Annotated in this window: 19 protein-coding genes and 1 tRNA gene; 9 read left to right on the top strand and 11 right to left on the bottom strand. The window is 73.6% G+C overall.

The annotated features are described in order from the left end of the window. Positions 1-67: 67 nt before the first annotated feature. Positions 68-1933, bottom strand: a complete 1866-nt coding sequence (locus QSK00_RS21925; RefSeq protein WP_285594088.1) for a glycoside hydrolase family 15 protein — start codon at positions 1931-1933, stop codon at positions 68-70. Between the two features lie 66 nt (positions 1934-1999). Here QSK00_RS21925 and QSK00_RS21920 point away from each other — a divergent pair, with 66 nt between their 5' ends. Continuing rightward, on the top strand, positions 2000-2788 hold the full coding sequence (locus tag QSK00_RS21920; RefSeq protein ID WP_285594086.1) for a siderophore-interacting protein: 789 nt from the start codon (positions 2000-2002) through the stop codon (positions 2786-2788). A gap of 461 nt (positions 2789-3249) precedes the next feature. Here QSK00_RS21920 and QSK00_RS21915 read toward each other — a convergent pair whose 3' ends face one another. The 3 genes from QSK00_RS21915 to QSK00_RS21905 are packed head-to-tail and all read right to left on the bottom strand — an operon-like array spanning position 3250 to position 4876. After that, complete coding sequence (locus QSK00_RS21915; protein WP_285594084.1) at positions 3250-4101, bottom strand: alpha/beta fold hydrolase; 852 nt, start codon at positions 4099-4101, stop codon at positions 3250-3252. Between the two features lie 12 nt (positions 4102-4113). Then, on the bottom strand, positions 4114-4503 hold the full coding sequence (locus QSK00_RS21910; RefSeq protein ID WP_285594082.1) for a hypothetical protein: 390 nt from the start codon (positions 4501-4503) through the stop codon (positions 4114-4116). 1 nt (position 4504) lies between these two features. Beyond that, positions 4505-4876 (bottom strand): hypothetical protein, encoded by a 372-nt coding sequence (locus QSK00_RS21905; protein ID WP_285594080.1) that lies wholly within the window; start codon positions 4874-4876, stop codon positions 4505-4507. 43 nt (positions 4877-4919) lie between these two features. Between QSK00_RS21905 and QSK00_RS21900 the strand changes: the two genes are divergently transcribed. From QSK00_RS21900 to QSK00_RS21890, 3 genes are all read left to right on the top strand, one after another. Continuing rightward, complete coding sequence (locus tag QSK00_RS21900) at positions 4920-6593, top strand: ABC-ATPase domain-containing protein (RefSeq protein WP_285594078.1); 1674 nt, start codon at positions 4920-4922, stop codon at positions 6591-6593. A 121-nt stretch (positions 6594-6714) separates the two neighbouring features. Next, positions 6715-6858, top strand: a complete 144-nt coding sequence (locus tag QSK00_RS21895; RefSeq protein ID WP_285594076.1) for a hypothetical protein — start codon at positions 6715-6717, stop codon at positions 6856-6858. 45 nt (positions 6859-6903) lie between these two features. Then, on the top strand, positions 6904-7776 hold the full coding sequence (locus QSK00_RS21890; protein WP_285594074.1) for an amidohydrolase family protein: 873 nt from the start codon (positions 6904-6906) through the stop codon (positions 7774-7776). A 16-nt stretch (positions 7777-7792) separates the two neighbouring features. On the opposite strand, the gene QSK00_RS21885 is transcribed toward QSK00_RS21890, so the two are convergent. Continuing rightward, the gene (locus QSK00_RS21885) at positions 7793-8974 is read right to left on the bottom strand and encodes a CaiB/BaiF CoA transferase family protein (RefSeq protein ID WP_285594072.1); all 1182 of its coding nucleotides are present in this window, start codon (positions 8972-8974) and stop codon (positions 7793-7795) included. An 18-nt stretch (positions 8975-8992) separates the two neighbouring features. Here QSK00_RS21885 and QSK00_RS21880 point away from each other — a divergent pair, with 18 nt between their 5' ends. The 3 genes from QSK00_RS21880 to QSK00_RS21870 all read left to right on the top strand — a co-directional run bounded on the left by QSK00_RS21880 (position 8993) and on the right by QSK00_RS21870 (position 11510). Beyond that, complete coding sequence (locus QSK00_RS21880) at positions 8993-10006, top strand: CobW family GTP-binding protein (RefSeq protein WP_285594070.1); 1014 nt, start codon at positions 8993-8995, stop codon at positions 10004-10006. 294 nt (positions 10007-10300) lie between these two features. After that, complete coding sequence (locus tag QSK00_RS21875) at positions 10301-11257, top strand: DNA polymerase domain-containing protein (RefSeq protein ID WP_285594067.1); 957 nt, start codon at positions 10301-10303, stop codon at positions 11255-11257. 61 nt (positions 11258-11318) lie between these two features. Then, positions 11319-11510 (top strand): hypothetical protein, encoded by a 192-nt coding sequence (locus tag QSK00_RS21870; RefSeq protein WP_285594065.1) that lies wholly within the window; start codon positions 11319-11321, stop codon positions 11508-11510. On the opposite strand, the gene QSK00_RS21865 is transcribed toward QSK00_RS21870, so the two are convergent. Continuing rightward, positions 11511-12413 carry an SAM-dependent methyltransferase gene (locus QSK00_RS21865; RefSeq protein ID WP_285594064.1) on the bottom strand — a complete coding sequence of 301 codons (903 nt, stop codon included), beginning with the start codon at positions 12411-12413 and terminating at the stop codon, positions 11511-11513. 61 nt (positions 12414-12474) lie between these two features. On the opposite strand from QSK00_RS21865, the gene QSK00_RS21860 reads away from it, so the two are divergent. Then, entirely contained in the window at positions 12475-13443 is a 969-nt protein-coding gene (locus tag QSK00_RS21860) for an alpha/beta fold hydrolase (protein WP_285594063.1), read from the top strand. A gap of 28 nt (positions 13444-13471) precedes the next feature. Then, positions 13472-13906: a PPOX class F420-dependent oxidoreductase gene (locus QSK00_RS21855; RefSeq protein WP_285594061.1), complete on the top strand. Its 435-nt coding sequence runs from the start codon at positions 13472-13474 to the stop codon at positions 13904-13906. Between the two features lie 36 nt (positions 13907-13942). Here QSK00_RS21855 and QSK00_RS21850 read toward each other — a convergent pair whose 3' ends face one another. From QSK00_RS21850 to QSK00_RS21830, 5 genes are all read right to left on the bottom strand, one after another. Beyond that, a complete protein-coding gene (locus QSK00_RS21850; RefSeq protein WP_285594057.1) occupies positions 13943-14839 on the bottom strand; it encodes a hypothetical protein in 897 nt (298 codons plus the stop codon). A gap of 131 nt (positions 14840-14970) precedes the next feature. Next, positions 14971-16275 (bottom strand): glycosyltransferase, encoded by a 1305-nt coding sequence (locus tag QSK00_RS21845; protein ID WP_285594055.1) that lies wholly within the window; start codon positions 16273-16275, stop codon positions 14971-14973. 30 nt (positions 16276-16305) lie between these two features. Next, positions 16306-16377: transfer RNA gene (locus QSK00_RS21840), tRNA-Arg, on the bottom strand. 120 nt (positions 16378-16497) lie between these two features. After that, positions 16498-17202 (bottom strand): DUF305 domain-containing protein, encoded by a 705-nt coding sequence (locus QSK00_RS21835; protein ID WP_285594053.1) that lies wholly within the window; start codon positions 17200-17202, stop codon positions 16498-16500. Next, positions 17199-18029, bottom strand: coding sequence for a thioredoxin-like domain-containing protein (locus QSK00_RS21830; RefSeq protein WP_285594050.1), 831 nt, complete (start codon positions 18027-18029; stop codon positions 17199-17201). The genes QSK00_RS21835 and QSK00_RS21830 overlap by 4 nt, the downstream gene beginning before the upstream one ends. Positions 18030-18074: the final 45 nt, after the last annotated feature.

Below are 18074 nucleotides of genomic sequence, written 5' to 3'. Positions count from 1 at the left end.
CCCGGTGGCAGAAAAGCGTCGTTGCTGCCACCAGGTGACAGCAACGACGCTTTCCTGCCGACGGTCGTCAGCGCCGCGCCGCCCGCTTCTCCGCGCGCACGATGTTCATCACGGCCTGGATGAGCCCGAGGTGCGTGAAGGCCTGCGGGAAGTTGCCCAGGTGTCGTCCGGAGTGGGGGTCGATCTCCTCGGCGTAGAGGTGCAGCGAGGACGCGGCGCCGAGCAGCTTCTCGCACAGTGCGGTCGCCCGGTCGACCTCGCCGATCACGGCGAGCGCCGAGACGAGGGCGAACGAGCAGATCGTGAACGTGCCCTCCTCGCCGGAGAGCCCGTCGTCGGTGTCCTCGACGAGGTAGCGCAGCACCAGGTCGTCCTGGGTCAGCTCGTCGGCGATCGCGAGGACGGTCGCCCGGCAGCGCGGGTCGTCGGGGGAGAGGAACCCGACGATCGGCATCAGCAGCAGCGACGCGTCGAGCCCGGTGGTGGCGTAGTGCTGGCAGAGGACACCGCGGTCGTCGACGGCGTGCGTGAGCACGTCCTCCCGGATCTCCTCGGCCGCCCGGCGCCACCGGTCCTCCCGCTTCTCGTCGCCGCGCAGCGCCGCGAGCCGGGCCCCGCGATCGGCCGCGAGCCAGCACGCGATCTTCGACGTGGTGAAGTGCTGCGGCTCGCCACGGACCTCCCAGGGGCCGCGGTCGGGACCGCGCCAGTGCTCCAACGCCGCCTCGACCTGTGTGACCACGATCGACCACAGCCGGTCGTCGAGCCGGTCCCGGCTCCGGACGTACTGGTAGATCGCGCCGACCGCGGCACCCCAGACGTCGTGCTGCGCCTGGTCGTAGGCGCCGTTGCCGATCCGCACCGGGTAGGCGCCCTCGTACCCGTCGAGGTGGCCGAGGACCTCCTCGTCGAGCGTCGCCCGCCCGTCGACGCCGTACATGATCTGCAGGTGCCCGGCCGCCGCCTCGGCCGCCTCCGCGACGAAGTAGAAGAAGTCGTTGGCCTCCCAGTCGAAGCCCAGCGCGTACAGCGCCCACAGCGCGAGGGCCGAGTCGCGGATCCAGGAGTAGCGGTAGTCCCAGTTCCGCTCCCCGCCCGGCGTCTCGGGCAGCGACGTCGTCGCCGCGGCCGCGATGGCGCCGGTCGGGGCGAACGTCAGGCCCTTCAGGGTCAGGGCCGACCGCTGCAGGTACGGGAGCCACCGGTGGTCGGGGAAGTCGCCGCGGTCGAGCCAGTGCCGCCAGTGGTGCTCGGTCCAGGTGAGCCGCTCGAGCGCCTCGTCGACGTTCCCGGGCGGCGCGTGCTCGCTCCACGAGAGGGCGACGTAGCGCCACTCGCCCTCCTTGAGCAGCGTCCGCGACGTGGCGAGCGAGCCCTCGAAGCCGATGTTCGTGTCCGTGGTCAGCAGCAGGTCCGAGCCGCCGCCGGACGCGCGGGCCGCGCGGTACCCGCCGTCGGGATAGCTCCACCGCGCGGGTTCGCGGCCGTAGTCGAAGACCGGCGCGCACTCCATCCGCAGCTGCACCTGCCCCGAGAGGCAGCGGGCGACGCGGAGCAGGACGTGGTCGGCGTCGTAGTCGGTGGGGGCGCGGCGGTGCGAGCCGGAGCGCTCGGTCTCGTGGTGCCACGGCCCCATCAGCAGCACGTCGAGGACCTGCAGCCAGCCCGACCGCGTGCACCACGTCGTCTCCAGCACCATCGTGCCGGGGACGTAGCGGCGCGCGGCCGGCACGTCGGCGCCGTCGGGATGCAGCCGGAACGTCCCGGCGTCGCGGTCGAGGATCGCGCCGAAGACGCTCGGCGAGTCCATCCGCGGCAGGCACAGCCACTCGACGGCGCCGTTCGGCGCCACCAGCGCGGTGGTCTCGCAGTCGGAGAGGAACCCGTAGTCGGCGATCGGCGGGAACGGACTCCCGGTGCGCTCGTCGCTCATGGGCGAGGATCGTGCCGGAGGACCGCGACGGTCGGCGCGGGCAGTCACCGATTACGGTGACCCGACATGGTCGTTCGCAATGCCCCCGTGATCTCCGCGCAGGCCCACGACGACGTCGAACCGGTGCGGGTCGAGGTCGTCGACGTCTCCGAGGTCACCCCGCGGATGCGCCGGGTGCGGTTCGCCGGGGACGTCGACGGGCTCCCCGTCTCCGGCCCCACCGACCACGCCAAGCTCTTCTTCCCGACGTCGGGTGCTGCCGAGGCTTCCCGCCCCGAGATCGGCCCGCGGGGGCTGGTGGCCCCGTTGCCGGGGCGGCCCCGGCCGTACCGGGAGTACACGGTGCGGTCGGTGGCCGACGGGGTCGTCGAGATCGATTTCGTGCGGCACGGACACGGGCTCGCGGGCGCGTGGGTGGAGGACCCGGGCGGGGCCCTCTGGCTGTACGGCCCGCGCTCGTCGCTGCGGCACGATCCCCGCGACTGGTACCTGCTCGGCGGCGACGAGACCGCCCTGCCGGCCCTGGGGCGGTGGCTGCGGTCGCTGCCGTCGGACGCCGTGGGCACCGTGTTCATCGAGGTCGCGGACGCGGGCGAGGAGCAGACGTTGCCGGGACCGGCGGGGATGTCGGTGCAGTGGCTGCGTCGGGACGGCGCCGAGCCGGGGACGACGACGCTGCTCGGGGACGCGGTCGACGGCTGGTCGCGCCCCGAGGGCGACGGCCTCGTGTGGATGGGCGCCGAGGCGTCGGCGCTGCGCCCCGTCCGCCGGCGCCTGCGTGACCTGCTGCCCACGGAGTGGATCGACCTCGACGGCTACTGGCGCCGCGGGGTGGAGGGCACCGGGCTCGGCTGATGCGCTGCGCGTGGCGCACACAGTTCGGCCGGAGGGGCGGTCGGTTCTGGGGACCCCTGCGCGTGGCGCACACAGTTCGGTGGGTCGGCCCGTCGGAGCCGGCCACCCCTGCGCGTCGCGCACACGGTTCGGCGAGCAGGGCGACAGGTGCGGGCGTTCCCAGCGCGTGGCGCACACATCTCCGGGAGTCGGACGGTCGTGGCGTGCAACCCCTGCTCGTCGCACCTACTCCGAGGGCGGGACGGTGGCCGGCGCGAGCGCGAGTGGTACGTGGGGCAGGTTCGGTCGGCTGCAGACCTGCGTGGTGCGCACCTCGCGGCGGTGGCCGGGCGGAGTGTGTGCGTGACGCGTCGGGGTGGTGGGAGTCGACGGTCCAGCCCGGCGAAGTGTGTGCGTGACGCGTCGCGGGAGTCGGTGGTCCAGCCCGGCGGAGTGTGTGCGTGACGCGCACCGACCCGCCGTCAGGAGCCCAGGACCTCGCGGAGCCGCACGGCGAACGCCCTGGCCTGGCCGGGCCACGGCGCGTCCTCGGCCGCGAATCCACCGTGCCCGCCGGGGAAGACGACCACGTCCTGGCCCAGCTGTTCGGCCAACGCGCGGGTGGTGCGAGCGGTGAAGGTGTCGCCGGTCTCCTCCCCGACCGCGAGGAGCACGCGCGTGGGGGCGGCCGTCAGCGCCTGGAGGTCCGGCCGGTACCGGACGACCGCGAGCGCGCGGTCGCTGAGCAGCGGGTCGTTCCGGGAGCCGTCGTCGGAGGTGGGCATGCCGAACGCAGCCGGGTCGGGAGCGGGCTGCGCGAGGTACTCCTCGGTGTACTCGCCGGACCACGACGTGTACGCGATGAAGGCCGCCATGCCCGCGCCCCAACCGCGCTCGGCGTACACCTGGCGCCACCCGTCGAAGCCGCGTCCGGCGGCCTCGGCGTCGGGCAGGACGCCGATCAGCGGGGGTTCGTGGGCCACGAGGGTCGCGACGTCGTCCGGGTGGGCCGCCACCCACGCCAGGGCCGTCACCGCCCCGCCACTCGACGCGAACACGTCGACCGGACCGGCGCCCAGCGACGCCACCAGCGCGTGCAGGTCTTCCGCCTGGACCTCGGGCACCGAGGTGTCGTCGCCGTCGGAGCGGACCGACCGGCCGAGACCGCGGGGGTCGTACAGCACGACCCGCCGGTCGGGCAGGTGCGACGCCAGGGCGTGGAAGCCGTCCGCCGTCATCGGCTGGCCGATCATCACCAGGGGACGGCCGTGGTCGGCGCCCAGCACGTCGAAGACCAGCTCGACCCCGGGCAGCGGCAGCGTGTGCGTGCTCACACCAGTACGGTATCAGGACCGATCGGTGGATCGGAACAACCAGAGCAGGCCCAGGACCGGCAGGATCAGGGGGAAGAGGCCGTAGCCGATGCCGAAGTCGGTCCAGACGGTGTCGTCCGCGAAGTCCTGCGGCGCGAGCAGCGTGAAGAGCCCGATCCCGATGACGCCGACCAGCTCGATCCACACCGCGACCAGGGCCAACCGTCGCTTCCGGCGACCGATCGCGACCGCCGCGAGGATGTACACCGCCGCCGAGAACGCGGAGAGCAGGTAGGCGAGCGGGGCGACCGGGAACTGGGTCGCGATCTGGTAGAGCGCCCGGGCGCCCGCCGAGATCGCGAACAGCACGTAGACCGCGAGCAGCACCTTTCCCGGCCCGCTGTTGAGACGACGCTCGGTCACCTCAGACACCCGTCACCTCCCACACCTGCGTGGTCCGCAGCACCAGCACCGCGAACGTCACGCCCGCGATCGCCAGCACCACCGAGCCGTACCGGCTGCGCTCCCCGTATGCGAGGGCCGCCCCGATCGGCAGCACCACGAGCAGGGCGATGAGGTACCCGACGATCTCCGCCACCGCCCCGCCCGACCGGCCCGGCGCCACGACCAGCAGCACGACCGCGATGACCGCCTGGACCAGCGCGAGCACCTCGAGGCCCACCAGGGCGAGGCGGTGGTAGTACGTCGGCGCCTGGTCCAGCGCCGCGGCCACCCCGCACCACAGGGCCCATGCGAGGCCCGCCAGGCCGACGACCCAGGCGAGGGGAACGATCACGCTCCCAGTATGGCCGGGCCGCCCGCCGGGCACTCCCGCGCCCGTGTCCCGACGTGATCTCGCCGCCACCCTCCGCGACCTCGACGGGCAGAGCTACGCCCGATACCGCTCCGTGGTCGGCGAGTGGCCGCTCGAGCACGGCACGGTCGAGGTCGTCCGCGCCCAGGCCGACCCGTTCGCGCCGCCGTCGCGGGTCCGCGTCACGCTGCCCGGCGCCGCCCCGGAGGAGCTCACCACCACGGCGGACCGCCGCCGCGCCCACGCCACCTTCCTGCTCCGTCGTCTCCACCGGCAGCTGCGCGGCACGCCCCTGCAGCTCGACGCGGGCGGCCAGGAGGTGCTCGACCGGACGGCCGGGCGGGTGCTCGACGACGGGACGGTCGTGGTCGAGCTGGGCGCGCCGCTGCCCGGCCCGAAGCGGCGCATCCTCGGGCGCGAGGCGGCGACGCTGCTGGGGGAGACGCTCCCGGCCGCCGTCGCCACGCTGCGCTGGGAGGCCCTCTCCGACGACGAGCGTGGTGCCGCCCGGGCGTTCGCGGCCACCGTCGAGGACGCGGTCGCGCTCCGGGCCGCCCTGGCTGCCCGGGGCCTGGTCGCGTTCGTGGCCGACGGCGCGGTCCTGCCCCGCCGGTCCGGCGTCGACGACCGGCCCCTCGGGCGGGCCACGCCCTTCGCCGCGCCGGAGGGCCTCCGGGTGACGCTGGAGACGCCGAACGCGGGACCCGTCGTCGGGATGGGGATCCCGGAGGGCGTGACGCTGATCGTCGGTGGCGGCTACCACGGCAAGTCGACGCTGCTGCGGGCGATCGAGGCGGGCGTGCACGACCACGGGCCCGGCGACGGGCGCGAGCAGGTCGTCGCGCGGGCCGACGCGGTGAAGGTGCGCGCGGAGGACGGGCGCAGCGTGGTGCGCAGCGACGTGTCCGCGTTCGTCTCGCACCTGCCGTCGGGGGAGCCGACGGACGACTTCTCGACGACGAACGCGTCCGGCTCCACCAGCCAGGCGGCCTCGATGGTCGAGGCGATCGAGGCCGGCGCGGGCGTCCTGCTCGTCGACGAGGACACGTCCGCGACGAACATGATGATCCGCGACGCCCGCATGCAGCAGCTCATCGCGACCGAACCGCTCGTGCCGTACGTGGAACGCATCCGTCCGCTGCACGCCGAGCGCGGGGTGTCGTCGGTGCTGGTGATGGGCGGGTCGGGCGACTACCTCGGGGTGGCCGACACGGTGATCATGATGTCGTCGTACGTCGCGAGCGAGGTCACGGCACGGGCGCACGAGATCGCCGCCTCGACGCCGGGACGCGCGCAGGAGCACTCCGGGTTCCCGGCGGTCGCCGCGCGGGTCGTCGACCCGGGCTCGCTCGACCCGTCCGGGCGCCAGGGCAAGCGGCGCATCACCGCCCGCGGCACCGACACGCTGACCTTCGGCGAGGACGACGTGGACCTGTCGGCGGTCGAGCAGGTGGTCGACCGCTCGCAGGTCACGGGGATCGGGCGCGCGCTGGCGCTGCTCGGCGACCACGTGCTCGACGGGTCGGTCACCCTCGCCGAGGGGCTCGACCTCGTCGACGCGCAGATCGCCCGCGAGGGGATCGACGCGCTGCGCGACGGCCCGCGGGACCCGGCCGACCTGGCGCTGCCGCGCCGCCACGAGATCGCGGCGGCCGTGAACCGGCTCCGGTCGCTACGGGTGCACTCGCTCCGGCGATAGACGCTCCGTGGTCGATCGATGTGGCGAACGGGTGATGACTGCCCGGTAGGACGCAAGTCTGTGCGACGCTGCGCGATCACGGGGTCGAGGGGGAGCGCGAGGGGGGCGGGTCGTGGGCACGATGCCGACGGAGATCACGGACGACGAGCTGCGGTGGGAGTTCTACCGCGCGGCGATGATGGCCTGGGCGGAGGCGGCCGGGCGCGCGCCGGTCCCCGCGCCGCGCACCTCCCCGGAGGAGACCCGGGGGCACGTTCCGCGGTAGTCGCTCGGCCGACGCGCCGATCGGCCGACGTGGTGGGGTGGGGGCATGGACAGCTCCACCCTCGATGCGCTGGACGCGATCGACGTGCACGTCCACGTCGAGGCCGACGCGCACGGCCACTGCTCGCTGGACCCGGAACTGCTCGACGCGTCGGCCGGCTACTTCAAGGCGGGGGAGAACCGGACCCCGACCGTCGAGGACATCGCGGCCTACTACCGCGAGCGGAACACGGCGGCGGTCGTGTTCACCGTCGACGCCACCAGCGCGACCGGGCACCCGGCGCTGTCCAGCGAGGAGATCGCCGACCGCGCCGCGGCGCACGCCGACGTGCTCATCCCGTTCGGCTCGGTCGACCCGCACGGGGGTGCGGCCTCGGTGCGGCGCATCCGCTCGCTCGTCGCCGACCACGGCGTGCGCGGGTTCAAGTTCCACCCCAGCCTGCAGGGCTTCGAGCCGCACGACCGCCGGTACTACCCGCTCTACGAGGCGATCACCGAGCTCGGCGTCCCGGTCGTCTTCCACACCGGCCAGACCGGGATCGGAGCGGGCCTGCCCGGCGGGCGCGGGATCAAGCTGCGGTACTCCGACCCGATGCTGCTCGACGACGTCGCGGCCGACTTCGCCGAGCTGACGATCGTCATGGCCCACCCGAGCGTGCCCTGGCAGGACGCCGCCATCTCGGTCGCGACGCACAAGGCCAACGTGTTCATCGACCTCTCCGGGTGGTCCCCGACGTACTTCCCGCCCCAGCTGGTCCGGGCCGCCGGGCGGTGGCTGGCCGACAAGGTGTTGTTCGGGTCGGACTACCCGGTGCTCACCCCGGACCGCTGGCAGCGCGACTTCGCGGCGCTGGACCTCCCCGACGACGTGCGTCCGCGCATCCTCAAGGACAACGCCCGGCGGCTGCTGGGGCTCTGAGGGCCGCGCGCCCCGGTCAGAAGCGGGCGATCTCCTCGTCGGTGTAGCCGATCTCGCGCAGCACCTCGGCGGTGTGCTGGCCCATCGTCGGCGGCGGCCCGGACGGCGCGGCCGGGGTGTCGCTCGCGTGCACCGGGAAGCCCGTGCCGACGTAGGTGCCGACCCCGGGGTGGTCGAGCGTCACGTGGTGGCCGCGCTCGTACGACCACGGCGTGGCGTACAGGTCGTCGAGGGTGTTGATCGGCCCGCTGGGGACGCCCGCCGCCTCGAACGCCCCGGCCCACTGCTCGGCCGGCCCGGTCGTCATGACCTCCTCGACGAGCGCCATGAGCTCCTCGCGGTGCTGCGCCCGGTCGGCGTTGGTGGCGAACCGCGGGTCGTCGACCAGCGCGTCGAGCCCGAGCACACCGCAGAACCGCCGCCACAGCCGCTCGCTGCCCACCGCGACCACCAGCGGCCCGTCGGCGCACGCCATCGCCTGGTAGGGCACCACCGTGGGGTGGGCGACGCCGAGCCGACGGGCGCGCCGCTGGTCGTGGAAGACGGCCTGGGCCGCATAGGTGTGCCAGGCCGTCTGGGTGTCGAGCAGGGACACGTCGAGGTACTGGCCGCGCCCGGTGGTGTGCCGGGCGTGCAGGGCCATGAGGACCCCGACGATCGCCCACGTGCCCGCGTTGAGGTCGGCGATCGGCAGGCCGACCTTCGTCGGCGGCCCGTCGGGCTCGCCCGTCAGGCTCATCAGTCCGCCCATCGCCTGGGCGAGCACGTCGTAGCCGGGCTTGTCGCGGTAGGGCCCGGTCTGGCCGAAACCGGAGACCGCGAGGTGGATGAGCCCCTCGTTCCGCGCGCTCAACGTCGCGAAGTCCAGCCCCCAGCGCTCCAGCGTCCCGGGACGGAAGTTCTCGACGAGGACGTCGGCCCGGTCGGCGAGGCGGCGCGCGGCCTCCTGGCCCTGGTCGGTGGACAGGTCGAGCACGATGCCGCGCTTGTTGCGGTTCGTCGACAGGTAGTACAGCGACTGCCGGTGCTCGTCGTCGCCGAGGAAGGGCGGGCCCCAGCCCCGCGTGTCGTCGCCGGCCGGGGGCTCGACCTTGATCACGTCGGCGCCCATCTCGCCGAGCCACTGCGTGGCGAACGGGCCTGCCAGCACCCTCGACAGATCCAGGACGCGGATGCCTTCCAGGGGACGCACGATCACCGACCCTATGCTCGACCCGTGCGCACCGTGCCCGTGGTCCTCGTCGCAGGCCACCTCGGGGTCGGCAAGTCCTCGCTGGTCAACCATCTGCTCCGGCACGCCGACGGGACCCGGATCGGCGTCGTGGTGAACGACTTCGGCGCCCTCGGGATCGACGCGATGCTGGTGGCGGGGCAGGCGTCGTCGGTGACGGCGCTGTCGAACGGCTGCCTGTGCTGCGTCACCGACGCCGACGGGCTGTCCGCCGTGCTCGCCGACCTCGTCGCGCCCGCGACCGGGCTCGACCTCGTCGTCGTCGAGGCGAGCGGACTCGCCGAACCCCGGGAGCTGGTCCGCCTGCTGCTCGCCTCGCCCGACCCGCACGCGGTCTACGGCGGCCTCGTCGCCGTCCTCGACGCCTGCGCGCCGGACCTCGAGCACGCCCGCCTGGCCGACCTCGCCGTCGTGAACGGGCTGGACCGGTGCGGCGCCGCGGCGGTCGAGGAGGTGCGCGCGGTGGCGCCGGGGGCGGTGATCGGGACCTCGCACGGCGCGCTGGACCCGGCGCTGCTGGTCGACCCGGTGCATCGCCCGCAGCCCGCGCAGCTCACCCTCGACGCGCTGCTCCGCGAGGCCGACGGGGAGCACCCGCACGTGGCCGCGTCGAGCGTGTCCTTCACCTCGGAGCGCCCGCTCGACGCCGCGCGCCTCGCGGCGTTCCTCGAGTCCGGCCCTCCGGGCGTGGTGCGGATGAAGGGCATCGTGCGGCTTCCCGACGGCGGCGGTGAGGGCTTCGCCGAGACCCCGGACGTCTGGGAGGTGCAGACGGTCGGCACGGCGATCCGCGTCCGCCCGGCGCCCGGTCGACTGACCACCCGCGGCGCCCGTCTGGTGCTGATCGGGACCGACCTCGACGACTCGACGCTGCGCGGCGCGCTGGACGCCTGCGTGGTGGGCGACGACGAACCCGCCCCGTCCGAGCACGCGGCACTGGCGCTGACCCGGTACCGGATCGACCTGGCTCCTGCTCGGGGCGCACACACGTCGGTGTGAGCGGGGCAGGGCCCCGGTGACCCCTGCGCGTGGCGCATACAGCGCGGCGGGAAGAGCGCAGATCTGCGGTCCGCCCTGCGCGGGGCGCACACAGCGACGCGTGCGCAGTGCAGCGGGATCACCGCCCCTCGTCCCGCGACAGGTCCGCGGCCCCGTTCCGGTGGTGTGCGTGCCGCGTCGGGGTCGTGCGAGGTGTCGTGGTCGCCGGCCGGAGTGTGTGCGTGCCGCACACAGCGCCCCGACCACCCGTCACCCGGCTTGACCGGGTCGGCGGAGCCGTCCACCGTCAGCACGATGGCGAGCGAACCGGACGAGACGCGCGACGGCGTCGGGCTGACCCATCTCGACCAGGCGCTCCTGGCGGGCGACACGGTCACCAAGCGGCAGCTCGTCGACCACCTCGACGCGGTCGCGGACCGGATGCTGCCGCTCCTCGCGAACCGTCCGCTGTCGGTGGTGCGCGCCCGTGGCGACCAGCGGTTCATGCAGAAGAACCTGCCCAAGGGCGCGCCGGACTGGATCCGCTCGGTCACGTTCTGGTCCGACAGCTCCCAGCGCGACGTCCACTACGCCCTCGCCGAGGACCGGGCGACGCTGCTGTGGTTCGCCAACCAGCGCGCGATCGAGTACCACGTCCCGCTCACCACAGCCGACGAGCCGGGCACACCGACCCACCTCGTCATCGACCTGGACCCGCCGGAGGGCGCCGACCTCGCGCCCGTCGTGACGGCCGCCCGCGCCGTGCGCCGGGTGCTGCAGGAGGCCGGGTTCGAGCCGGCGGTGAAGACCTCGGGGGCGAAGGGTCTGCACGTCGTCACGCCGATCCGGCCCACGGCCATGGAGGACGTGCACGCGGCGACCCGGGCGGTCGCGGCACGCGCCGAGCAGCTCGAGCCCGACATCACGACGACGGCGTTCATCCGCGCCGACCGCGGGGGCAAGGTCTTCCTCGACGCCACGCGGGCCGGCGGGGCCACCGTCGTCGCGACCTACAGCCCCCGCGTGCGGCCCGGCCTCCCGGTGAGCTGTCCCGTCGACTGGGACGACCTCGACACCGTGGTGCCGCGGGAGATCACGGTCGGAACGCCGGAGCGGTTCCTCGACGGCCCGACCTGGACCGAACGGCTCGGTGACGCCCGCCCGATCCCGTCGGATCTGATCGACGAGGGCCACACCATCCCGGTCGCCCGGGTCGCCGCGATGCACGAGGGCAAGCGCCGCAAGCGGGCGGCCGAGAAGGGCGACGGCTGACGGAACCCGGAGTATCAGGTACCGTCGGTACCAACAAGCAACGTCGGACCGAGGAGGAACCGTGCTCGGAGACATCGCCGGGATCGGACCCGTCAAGGACGCGCTCACCGTCACCAACGCCCTGCTCGAGCGGGTGCTCGCGGAGCTCAAGGTCACCAACGTGACCCAGCTCGACGCGGTCGTCACCGAGCTGCGTGCCGTGCGCGAGTCGGTGGACCGTCTCGTCGCCCATCAGCAGACGACGGTGAGCTGATCAGCGGCGGGCGACGACGAACTCGCTGTCCAGCGTCGTCCCCGTCGACATCGTCTCGAGCGGACGCCCCCACCGCTGCGCCACGTCCCGCCCGGCCGTCACCTCGACCTGCCACCCGTCGCCACGCAGGGCCTCGGCGGGGTGCGGACGCTGCTCGGTCAGGTCGACCAGCCCCGTCATCTCGACGCCGAACGGGCGGCCGAACCGCGGTAGCGCCGGGTCGTGCTGCAGCTGCGCGAACGCGGCCGCGAAGTTCTCGACGACGAGCGTGCTCCCGGGTGCGGTCAGCGTCCCGACCAGGCGCAGCAGCTCGGACTCGGCCGCGGCCGGGAGGAACGGCAGGAGACCCTCGGCGAGGAAGGCCGAGGGCCGGTCCGCGTCGAACCCGGCGGCGCGCAGGGCACCGACCCAGTCGTCGCGCAGGTCCACGCCGACCGCCACCCGCCGGCAGCGCTGCGCGGCGCCCGCCGTCGTCAGGACCTCGTCCTTGAAGTCGAGGACCTGCTCCTGGTCGATCTCGAAGACGGTCGTGCCCGCCGGCCAGTCCAGCCGGTACGCGCGGGCGTCCAGTCCGACCGCGAGCAGGACCACCTGGTCGACACCGGCGTCGAGGAGGGCGCGGTCGAAGAACCGCGACCGCACCCCCTGGTAGGTCGACATGACCGTCCAGAACTCGTCGACGACGGTGCGCTCGCCGTCGACGCGCTCGGGGTCCGGCCACGGCTGGTCGGGGTGGGTCGGCAGCGGCTGCGGGGTGTCGGCCCGCCCCACGAAGTGCTCGGCCCACGGATCGTCCACCAGGGGGTCCGGCCGGTGCCGTTCGACGGCCCGCCCTGCCGCCACCATGAGCGCGGTCCAGCCCACGCTCGAGACGATGTCCCACCGGTCGCCCTCGGTCCGCATGATCGACGGGTACCCGGTACTTGCACAGCCTAACGACCCGTGCTCCTGGCAGGGTGGGTCGGTGCGGTGGCTGCGACGGGTCGGGATCGCGCTGGCGACCCTCGTCGTCGTGCTGCTGGTCGCCTCCGGGCTCTACCTCGCGTGGGACGACCTCGCGCCCGTGCGGGTGGCGGTCGACGTCCCGGGAGCCATGATCGACGCGGCGGGGGTGCCGACCCACGTCGAGCACTGGCCCGCCCTACGACCGTCGGGCCGACCGCCGCTGGTGCTCGTGCCGGGCTTCGCGGAGTCGACCTACGTGTTCTCCCGGCTCGGCCCGCGGCTCGCCGCCGACCGCGACGTCTACGCCTACGACGTGCGCGGCTACGGCTTCACCGCGCACGTCGGGCCCTACGACCTCGCCGCCGACACCGACCAGCTGGCGGGCGTCGTCGGAGCCCTGCACCTCGTGCGTCCGGTCGTGCTGGGGCACTCCTCGGGCGTCGCGATCGCCCTGGCCCTCGCCCTGCGCGACCCCGGCGCCCTGACCGGCGTGATCGCGGCGAACGGCGACGGCACGCCCTACTTCGGCGCCGACCGCTCCGGCTCCGGCGGGGGAGGAGGGGTGCGGTCGCTGGTGACCCTGCCGCCGGTCGGACCGGCCGTCGTCACGGCGATCGTGCGCCACCGCGGCCCGGTCCGGAGCCTCGTCGAGAGCCAGTGCGGGCCCGGCTGCCCCGTCGACGACGCCGCGATCGACCGCTGGCGCGCCCCCTTCCTGACGCCGGGTGGGGTCACGGCGCTGCTCGCGATCGCGCGGCAGCCGCTCATCGGGCTGACCGACGACGAGGAGCGTCGCCTCCGGGTGCCCGTCGCGATCGTGTTCTCGGAGCTGGACACGAGCTTCGACCGGGACGACGCCGCCGCGATGGCGGCCCGGGTGCGCGCCACCGCCGTCACCGAGCTCCCCGGCGCGCGCCACCTCGCGCTGCTCGGTGAGCCCGAGCGGTTCGCGGCCACCGTCACACCGTTGCTCGATCGGCTCGGGTGACCGGACCGGCTGATGGGCACCCGGGCGCATGGCTGACACCCGCAACGGTCCCGACCTGCACCCCATGACCGAGGAGCTCGCCAGCGGCGCGAACTTCGCCGCGGTCTCCACGATCCTGCCGAGCGGTCTGATCCAGTCCCAGATCCTCTGGGTCGGGCTCAAGGACGGCCGGCTCGTCCTCAACACCGAGACCCACCGCAAGCGCTACGAGAACCTGCAGCGCGACCCGCGGATCACCGTGCTCATCCGGGACGAGAAGGACCCCTACCGCTACGCCGAGGTCCGCGGCGAGGTCACCGAGTTCACCACCGGCGACGAGGCCCGCAAGCACGTCGACGAGGTGGCCCACAAGTACTTCGGCAAGGACTACCCGCCGGAGGCCATCAAGTCCGAGCGCGTCATCCTCTGGATCACCCCGCACCGGCAGACGATCATCGACCAGAACGTCGACACCAGCGACTGACCGGGACCGTCTCCTCGCCTGCGGGTCCCGCACGGATCACCGCGGGCGGGGCACGAGCCGGCTCCGTCCGCCGTCGTACCACCCGTCCGGATCCGGTGGGAGCGGCAGCTGCCACCACGACTTGGGGCGCGCCAGCATGCGCGGCGGGTCCCAGCGCTCCGTCAGCCGCTCCAGGCGGGCCGCCAGATGGTCGATCCCGTCGAGGCCGAGGTCGGGCCGCTCCAGCACCTCCCAGCCGAGCTCCCGGGCCGCCGTCTCGGCGCCACGGTGGCGAGCGAGTCCGGTCCGGGTCTCCGGCCAGGCGAGCGCGAGGGTCGCGACGGACCCGCGCGCGCCGCACAGCTCCTGCTCCACGAGCGGGACCGGGAAGTCCCGGGCCAGCAGGGCGACCCGGCACCGGCTGGCCGTGGGCCCCGGGCTCCGGGCGTCGACCCATGCAAGCGCGGGCTCGACGGCGGTCCGGTCGCGGTCGTCCGGGTGCGCGGCGAGCACGGCACGGACCGCGTCGAGGTCGAGCCCGGTGGCCCGGAACAGCGCGTCGAGGACGACGACGGCCTCACCCCGCGGCGACCAGCGGGCGAGGTCGTAGGCCGTCCGCGCGGGCGTGGTGACCCGGGTCCGGCCCACCCTCGTGATCTCGTCGGGCGTCAGGGTCAGCCGGCGTCGGCGGAGACCGGCGGCCTCCCGGACCCCGGCGACGTCCACGACGAGGTCGACGGTCGGGTCCAACGGTGCGACCTGCGCGCGGTGCAGCGCGGCGGCGGCGACCCCCGCGACGACGGCGCGTTCGTGGACCAAGCCGGCGGCCCGGGCGCGGACCTCCATCGTGAACGGCCGGTCCTGGCCGAGCGCGACGCGGGGGAACGGCTTGCGGAAGTAGGTCGACCGGGCCATGTCGCGGCTGACGGTGCCGTCGGCGAGGGCACGATCCATACGGAAGGGCTCGTTGATGTCCACACGGGCTCGGACTCGCGCGGAGGACGATCGGTTCCGTCGGGCCTAGGTCGCTGACCGGGGTGTGTGGTGCACAGGATTCCTGTGCACCACACACCCCACTGACCGACCTAGCGACCGGTGAGGCGGTCCACCTCGGCGAGCAGGTCCGACACCTGGCGGACGACGCTGAACTTCTCCCGGGCATACGCCGCGGCGCCCGGGCCCTTCGTCTGCTTCCAGTCCTCGTCCAGCGCGCGGTCGATCGCAGCCGCGAGGGAGTCGGCGAGTTCCTGCCGGTCGTCGGTCTCCGGCACGAGCACGCCGACCTCGGGGGTGACGAAGTCCCGCGGGCCGCCGGAGTCGGCGCCGATCACGGGCGTGCCGCACGCCATGCACTCGAGGAACACCAGGCCGAAGGGTTCGCGCCAGGACGGGAACACGCCGACGTCGGCCGCGGCGAACATCGTCGCCAGGTCCTCCTGCTGACGCGGTCCGAGGAACACGACCCGCTGCAGGTCGAGGTCGGCGACGAGGTCGCGCATCGCCCGCTGCTGCTCCTCGGGCCCGCCGCCGGCGACCACGGTGACGATGCGGCGGTCCTCCTGCTCGTACTGCGCGGCCGCGCGCAGCAGGGCGTCGAGCCGCTTCCAGTCGGCGAACTTGCCGCAGAAGGCCACCACGGCGTCGAAGTCGGGCACGTCGTCGGCGAGCTGGGACAGGGCCTCGGCGGGAGCGGTGTCCGACTCGCGGAAGACGCGGTCGTTGTAACCGTTGTGGGAGAGCACGACGCGCTCGCGGGGGAATTCCGGGAACACGTCGGAGAACGCCTCGATCTGTTCCGACGAGATGGACGCGACGACGTCCACCCCGCCCTCGAAGACCTTCTCGCGCCGCATGAACGGCAGGAAGCGCAGCGGGAACTCCTCGGGTTCCTGCCCGCTCTGCTCCTTGTGGAACATCTTCAGTTCGGTGCCGTGCACGAAGCAGACGAGCGGGATGCGGGGCTTCCCGGCCTCGACGCGCGCGGCGATGACGTCGCGCATGACGACCGGGTTCATGAAGGCGTGGTGGGCGATCGCCAGCGTGAACTCGTCGCCCGTCGAGGCCTCGACCTCGTCCATGAACGCCGTGACCTCGCGCGTGAGCCGGGCGCGGTAGGCGTCGACCTCGTCCTCGCTCATCGCGTGCCAGCGGTAGCTCGAGACGGGGGAGACGGACTCGCAGATCGGGATGTCGTGGTCGAGTTCGAAGACCCGGACGTCCTCCTCGCGGAAGCGCTGCACGCGCGAGGGATACATCGAGTAGGCGCGGACGCCGTCGATCTCGTTGTAGGCCCGGTGGTGCGCCTCGTGGAGAATGCCCGACCCGGGGGCGAACTCACCGCCGCGCTGCCAGTTGTTGGTGCCGAGCTGGAAGATCAACCGGTCCGCCATACGGCGAATCCTAGGGATGCCGTTCGTGGGTGCCCCCGGCAGGATTCGAACCTGCGCTCCCGCCTCCGGAGGGCGGTGCTCTATCCCCTGAGCTACGGGGGCGGTACCGCGGATGAGACTACTGCATCGGCTCCGTTGATCACGCGGGTGGGGCCCGCCCCGTCCGAGCGTGGCGCACGACTGACGTCCGGCGCCAGCCGTGTGCCACCGCTGACCCGCGATCTAGTTCATCGGCAGGGGTGCCGCTCCCCGGGCCGCGAGCATCTGCGTCATCGTCTGCGCCTCGGCCGTCTGCGTGGCCACCATCGACTGCGCGAGGGTCCGCACGGCCGGCACCGACGCCTGCGCGGCCGCCGCCTGCATCATCGACAGCCCACCCTGGTGGTGGCGCAGCATCAGCTGCAGGAACGCGACGTCGAGCGGCTGCCCGGTGGACGCCCGGAACCGCTGCAGGTCGGCCTCGGAGGCCATGCCCGGCATCGACGCCATCGGCATGCCCATCCAGGCCATGTACTGCCCCGGGGCGGTCTCGGTGGGCTGCTCCCAGAGCTGCAGCCAGCCCTGCATCATGCCGAGCTGCTGGGTCTGCGAGGACTCGATGTCGAACGCGGTCTGGCGCAGCGCCGGGTCGGTGGTGTTCGACCGCTCCCACACCGCCATCTGGATCGCCTGGCGGTGGTGCACGCTCATGTCCTGCAGGAACCCGACGTCGACCGAGCCCGCGGCGGGACCGTAGGTGGTCGCGGTGCGCTGTCCGACCAGGCCGCCGACGAGCCCGCCGACCAGCAGCAGGATCAGCACGAGGCCGCCGGCCAGGACGGCCCGGGCCCAGCCGGGGGAGTCGGACCACCAGCCGCCGCCGTCGTCGTCGAACTCGTCGTCGACGACGGGCGGCTCGGGGGGCGAGGTCACGGACGAGGCCGTCATCCCGTGCCTCCCATGCCGCCGGCGCCCGAGGTGCCCTGGTAGGTCATCGGCAGCGCGTCCCGGGGGTACGGCGGCGGGTCGAACGGGGGCGGGTTCGCCGGGTCGAAGGCGCCCGGGCCGAGGGCGTCGCAGCTGGCGCCGACCTCGGGGTACACGCCGTTGGGGTTGCCCTTGAGCGAGGTGATGAACTGGTCGATCCGCGGGTCGTTCGCGTCGCTCACCTTGAGCTGGTGGCCCCACGACTGCAGCGAGATCGGCTGGTCGAGGCCGGGGTAGGGCGACATCATCATCTGGTTCTGGCCCTGGACCTTCGCGGTGAGGGTGTCCAGTGCGGCGCCCTGCACCCGCGTCGGGTCGTAGGCGATCCAGACGGCGCCGTGCTCCAGCGAGTGGACCATGTTCTCGTTGCGCACCGGCTGGGGGTAGACCTGGCCGTTGCAGGCGGCCCAGTAACCGTCGTGCGGACCGCCGAACGGGGGGAACCGGTCGTAGGCGACCCGCTGCTGCGGCGTCACGTGGTGGCTGCCCTCGTAGGCCTGGGTGACGATCCCCGGGATGGCGAGGGACGGGTCCCGGTTGTCGCTGCTCGGGCGCCAGGGGCTGATCTGCGACGACCGGTCGAACAGGAAGAAGCCGATGCCGCCGACCAGGGCGAGCACGACGACGATCGCGCCGATCAGCAGCCAGGGCACCTGCCGGTTCTTCGGCGCCGCCCGACCGGCCGAGGAGGAGCGCTTCCGCGCTCCCGCGACCGGATTCTTGCCGCGTTGCGGCGGGCGGCCACCCTTGCCACGCTGCGGGGTCCCGGTGGAGCGTCCACTCGCCATGTCGCCCGATTCTAGGGATGAGCTGAGTGTGAGTTCCCCCTACCC

The organism is Actinomycetospora sp. NBRC 106378, from assembly GCF_030269685.1.
Taxonomy (GTDB): Bacteria; Actinomycetota; Actinomycetes; order Mycobacteriales; family Pseudonocardiaceae; genus Actinomycetospora.
Note: the sequence above shows the minus strand (reverse complement) of the source record. Positions and strands in the feature narration are given on the sequence as shown.

Excerpts from the sequence above, each read along its gene's own strand:
- QSK00_RS21875 (WP_285594067.1), top strand. The coding sequence starts at position 10,301 with ATGGCGAGCGAACCGGACGAGACGCGCGACGGCGTCGGGCTGACCCAT.
- QSK00_RS21925 (WP_285594088.1), bottom strand. The coding sequence starts at position 1,933 with ATGAGCGACGAGCGCACCGGGAGTCCGTTCCCGCCGATCGCCGACTAC.
- QSK00_RS21920 (WP_285594086.1), top strand. The coding sequence starts at position 2,000 with ATGGTCGTTCGCAATGCCCCCGTGATCTCCGCGCAGGCCCACGACGAC.
- QSK00_RS21890 (WP_285594074.1), top strand. The coding sequence starts at position 6,904 with ATGGACAGCTCCACCCTCGATGCGCTGGACGCGATCGACGTGCACGTC.
- QSK00_RS21855 (WP_285594061.1), top strand. The coding sequence starts at position 13,472 with ATGGCTGACACCCGCAACGGTCCCGACCTGCACCCCATGACCGAGGAG.
- QSK00_RS21865 (WP_285594064.1), bottom strand. The coding sequence starts at position 12,413 with ATGCGGACCGAGGGCGACCGGTGGGACATCGTCTCGAGCGTGGGCTGG.
- QSK00_RS21895 (WP_285594076.1), top strand. The coding sequence starts at position 6,715 with ATGCCGACGGAGATCACGGACGACGAGCTGCGGTGGGAGTTCTACCGC.
- QSK00_RS21845 (WP_285594055.1), bottom strand. The coding sequence starts at position 16,275 with ATGGCGGACCGGTTGATCTTCCAGCTCGGCACCAACAACTGGCAGCGC.
- QSK00_RS21835 (WP_285594053.1), bottom strand. The coding sequence starts at position 17,202 with ATGACGGCCTCGTCCGTGACCTCGCCCCCCGAGCCGCCCGTCGTCGAC.
- QSK00_RS21850 (WP_285594057.1), bottom strand. The coding sequence starts at position 14,839 with ATGGATCGTGCCCTCGCCGACGGCACCGTCAGCCGCGACATGGCCCGG.
- QSK00_RS21830 (WP_285594050.1), bottom strand. The coding sequence starts at position 18,029 with ATGGCGAGTGGACGCTCCACCGGGACCCCGCAGCGTGGCAAGGGTGGC.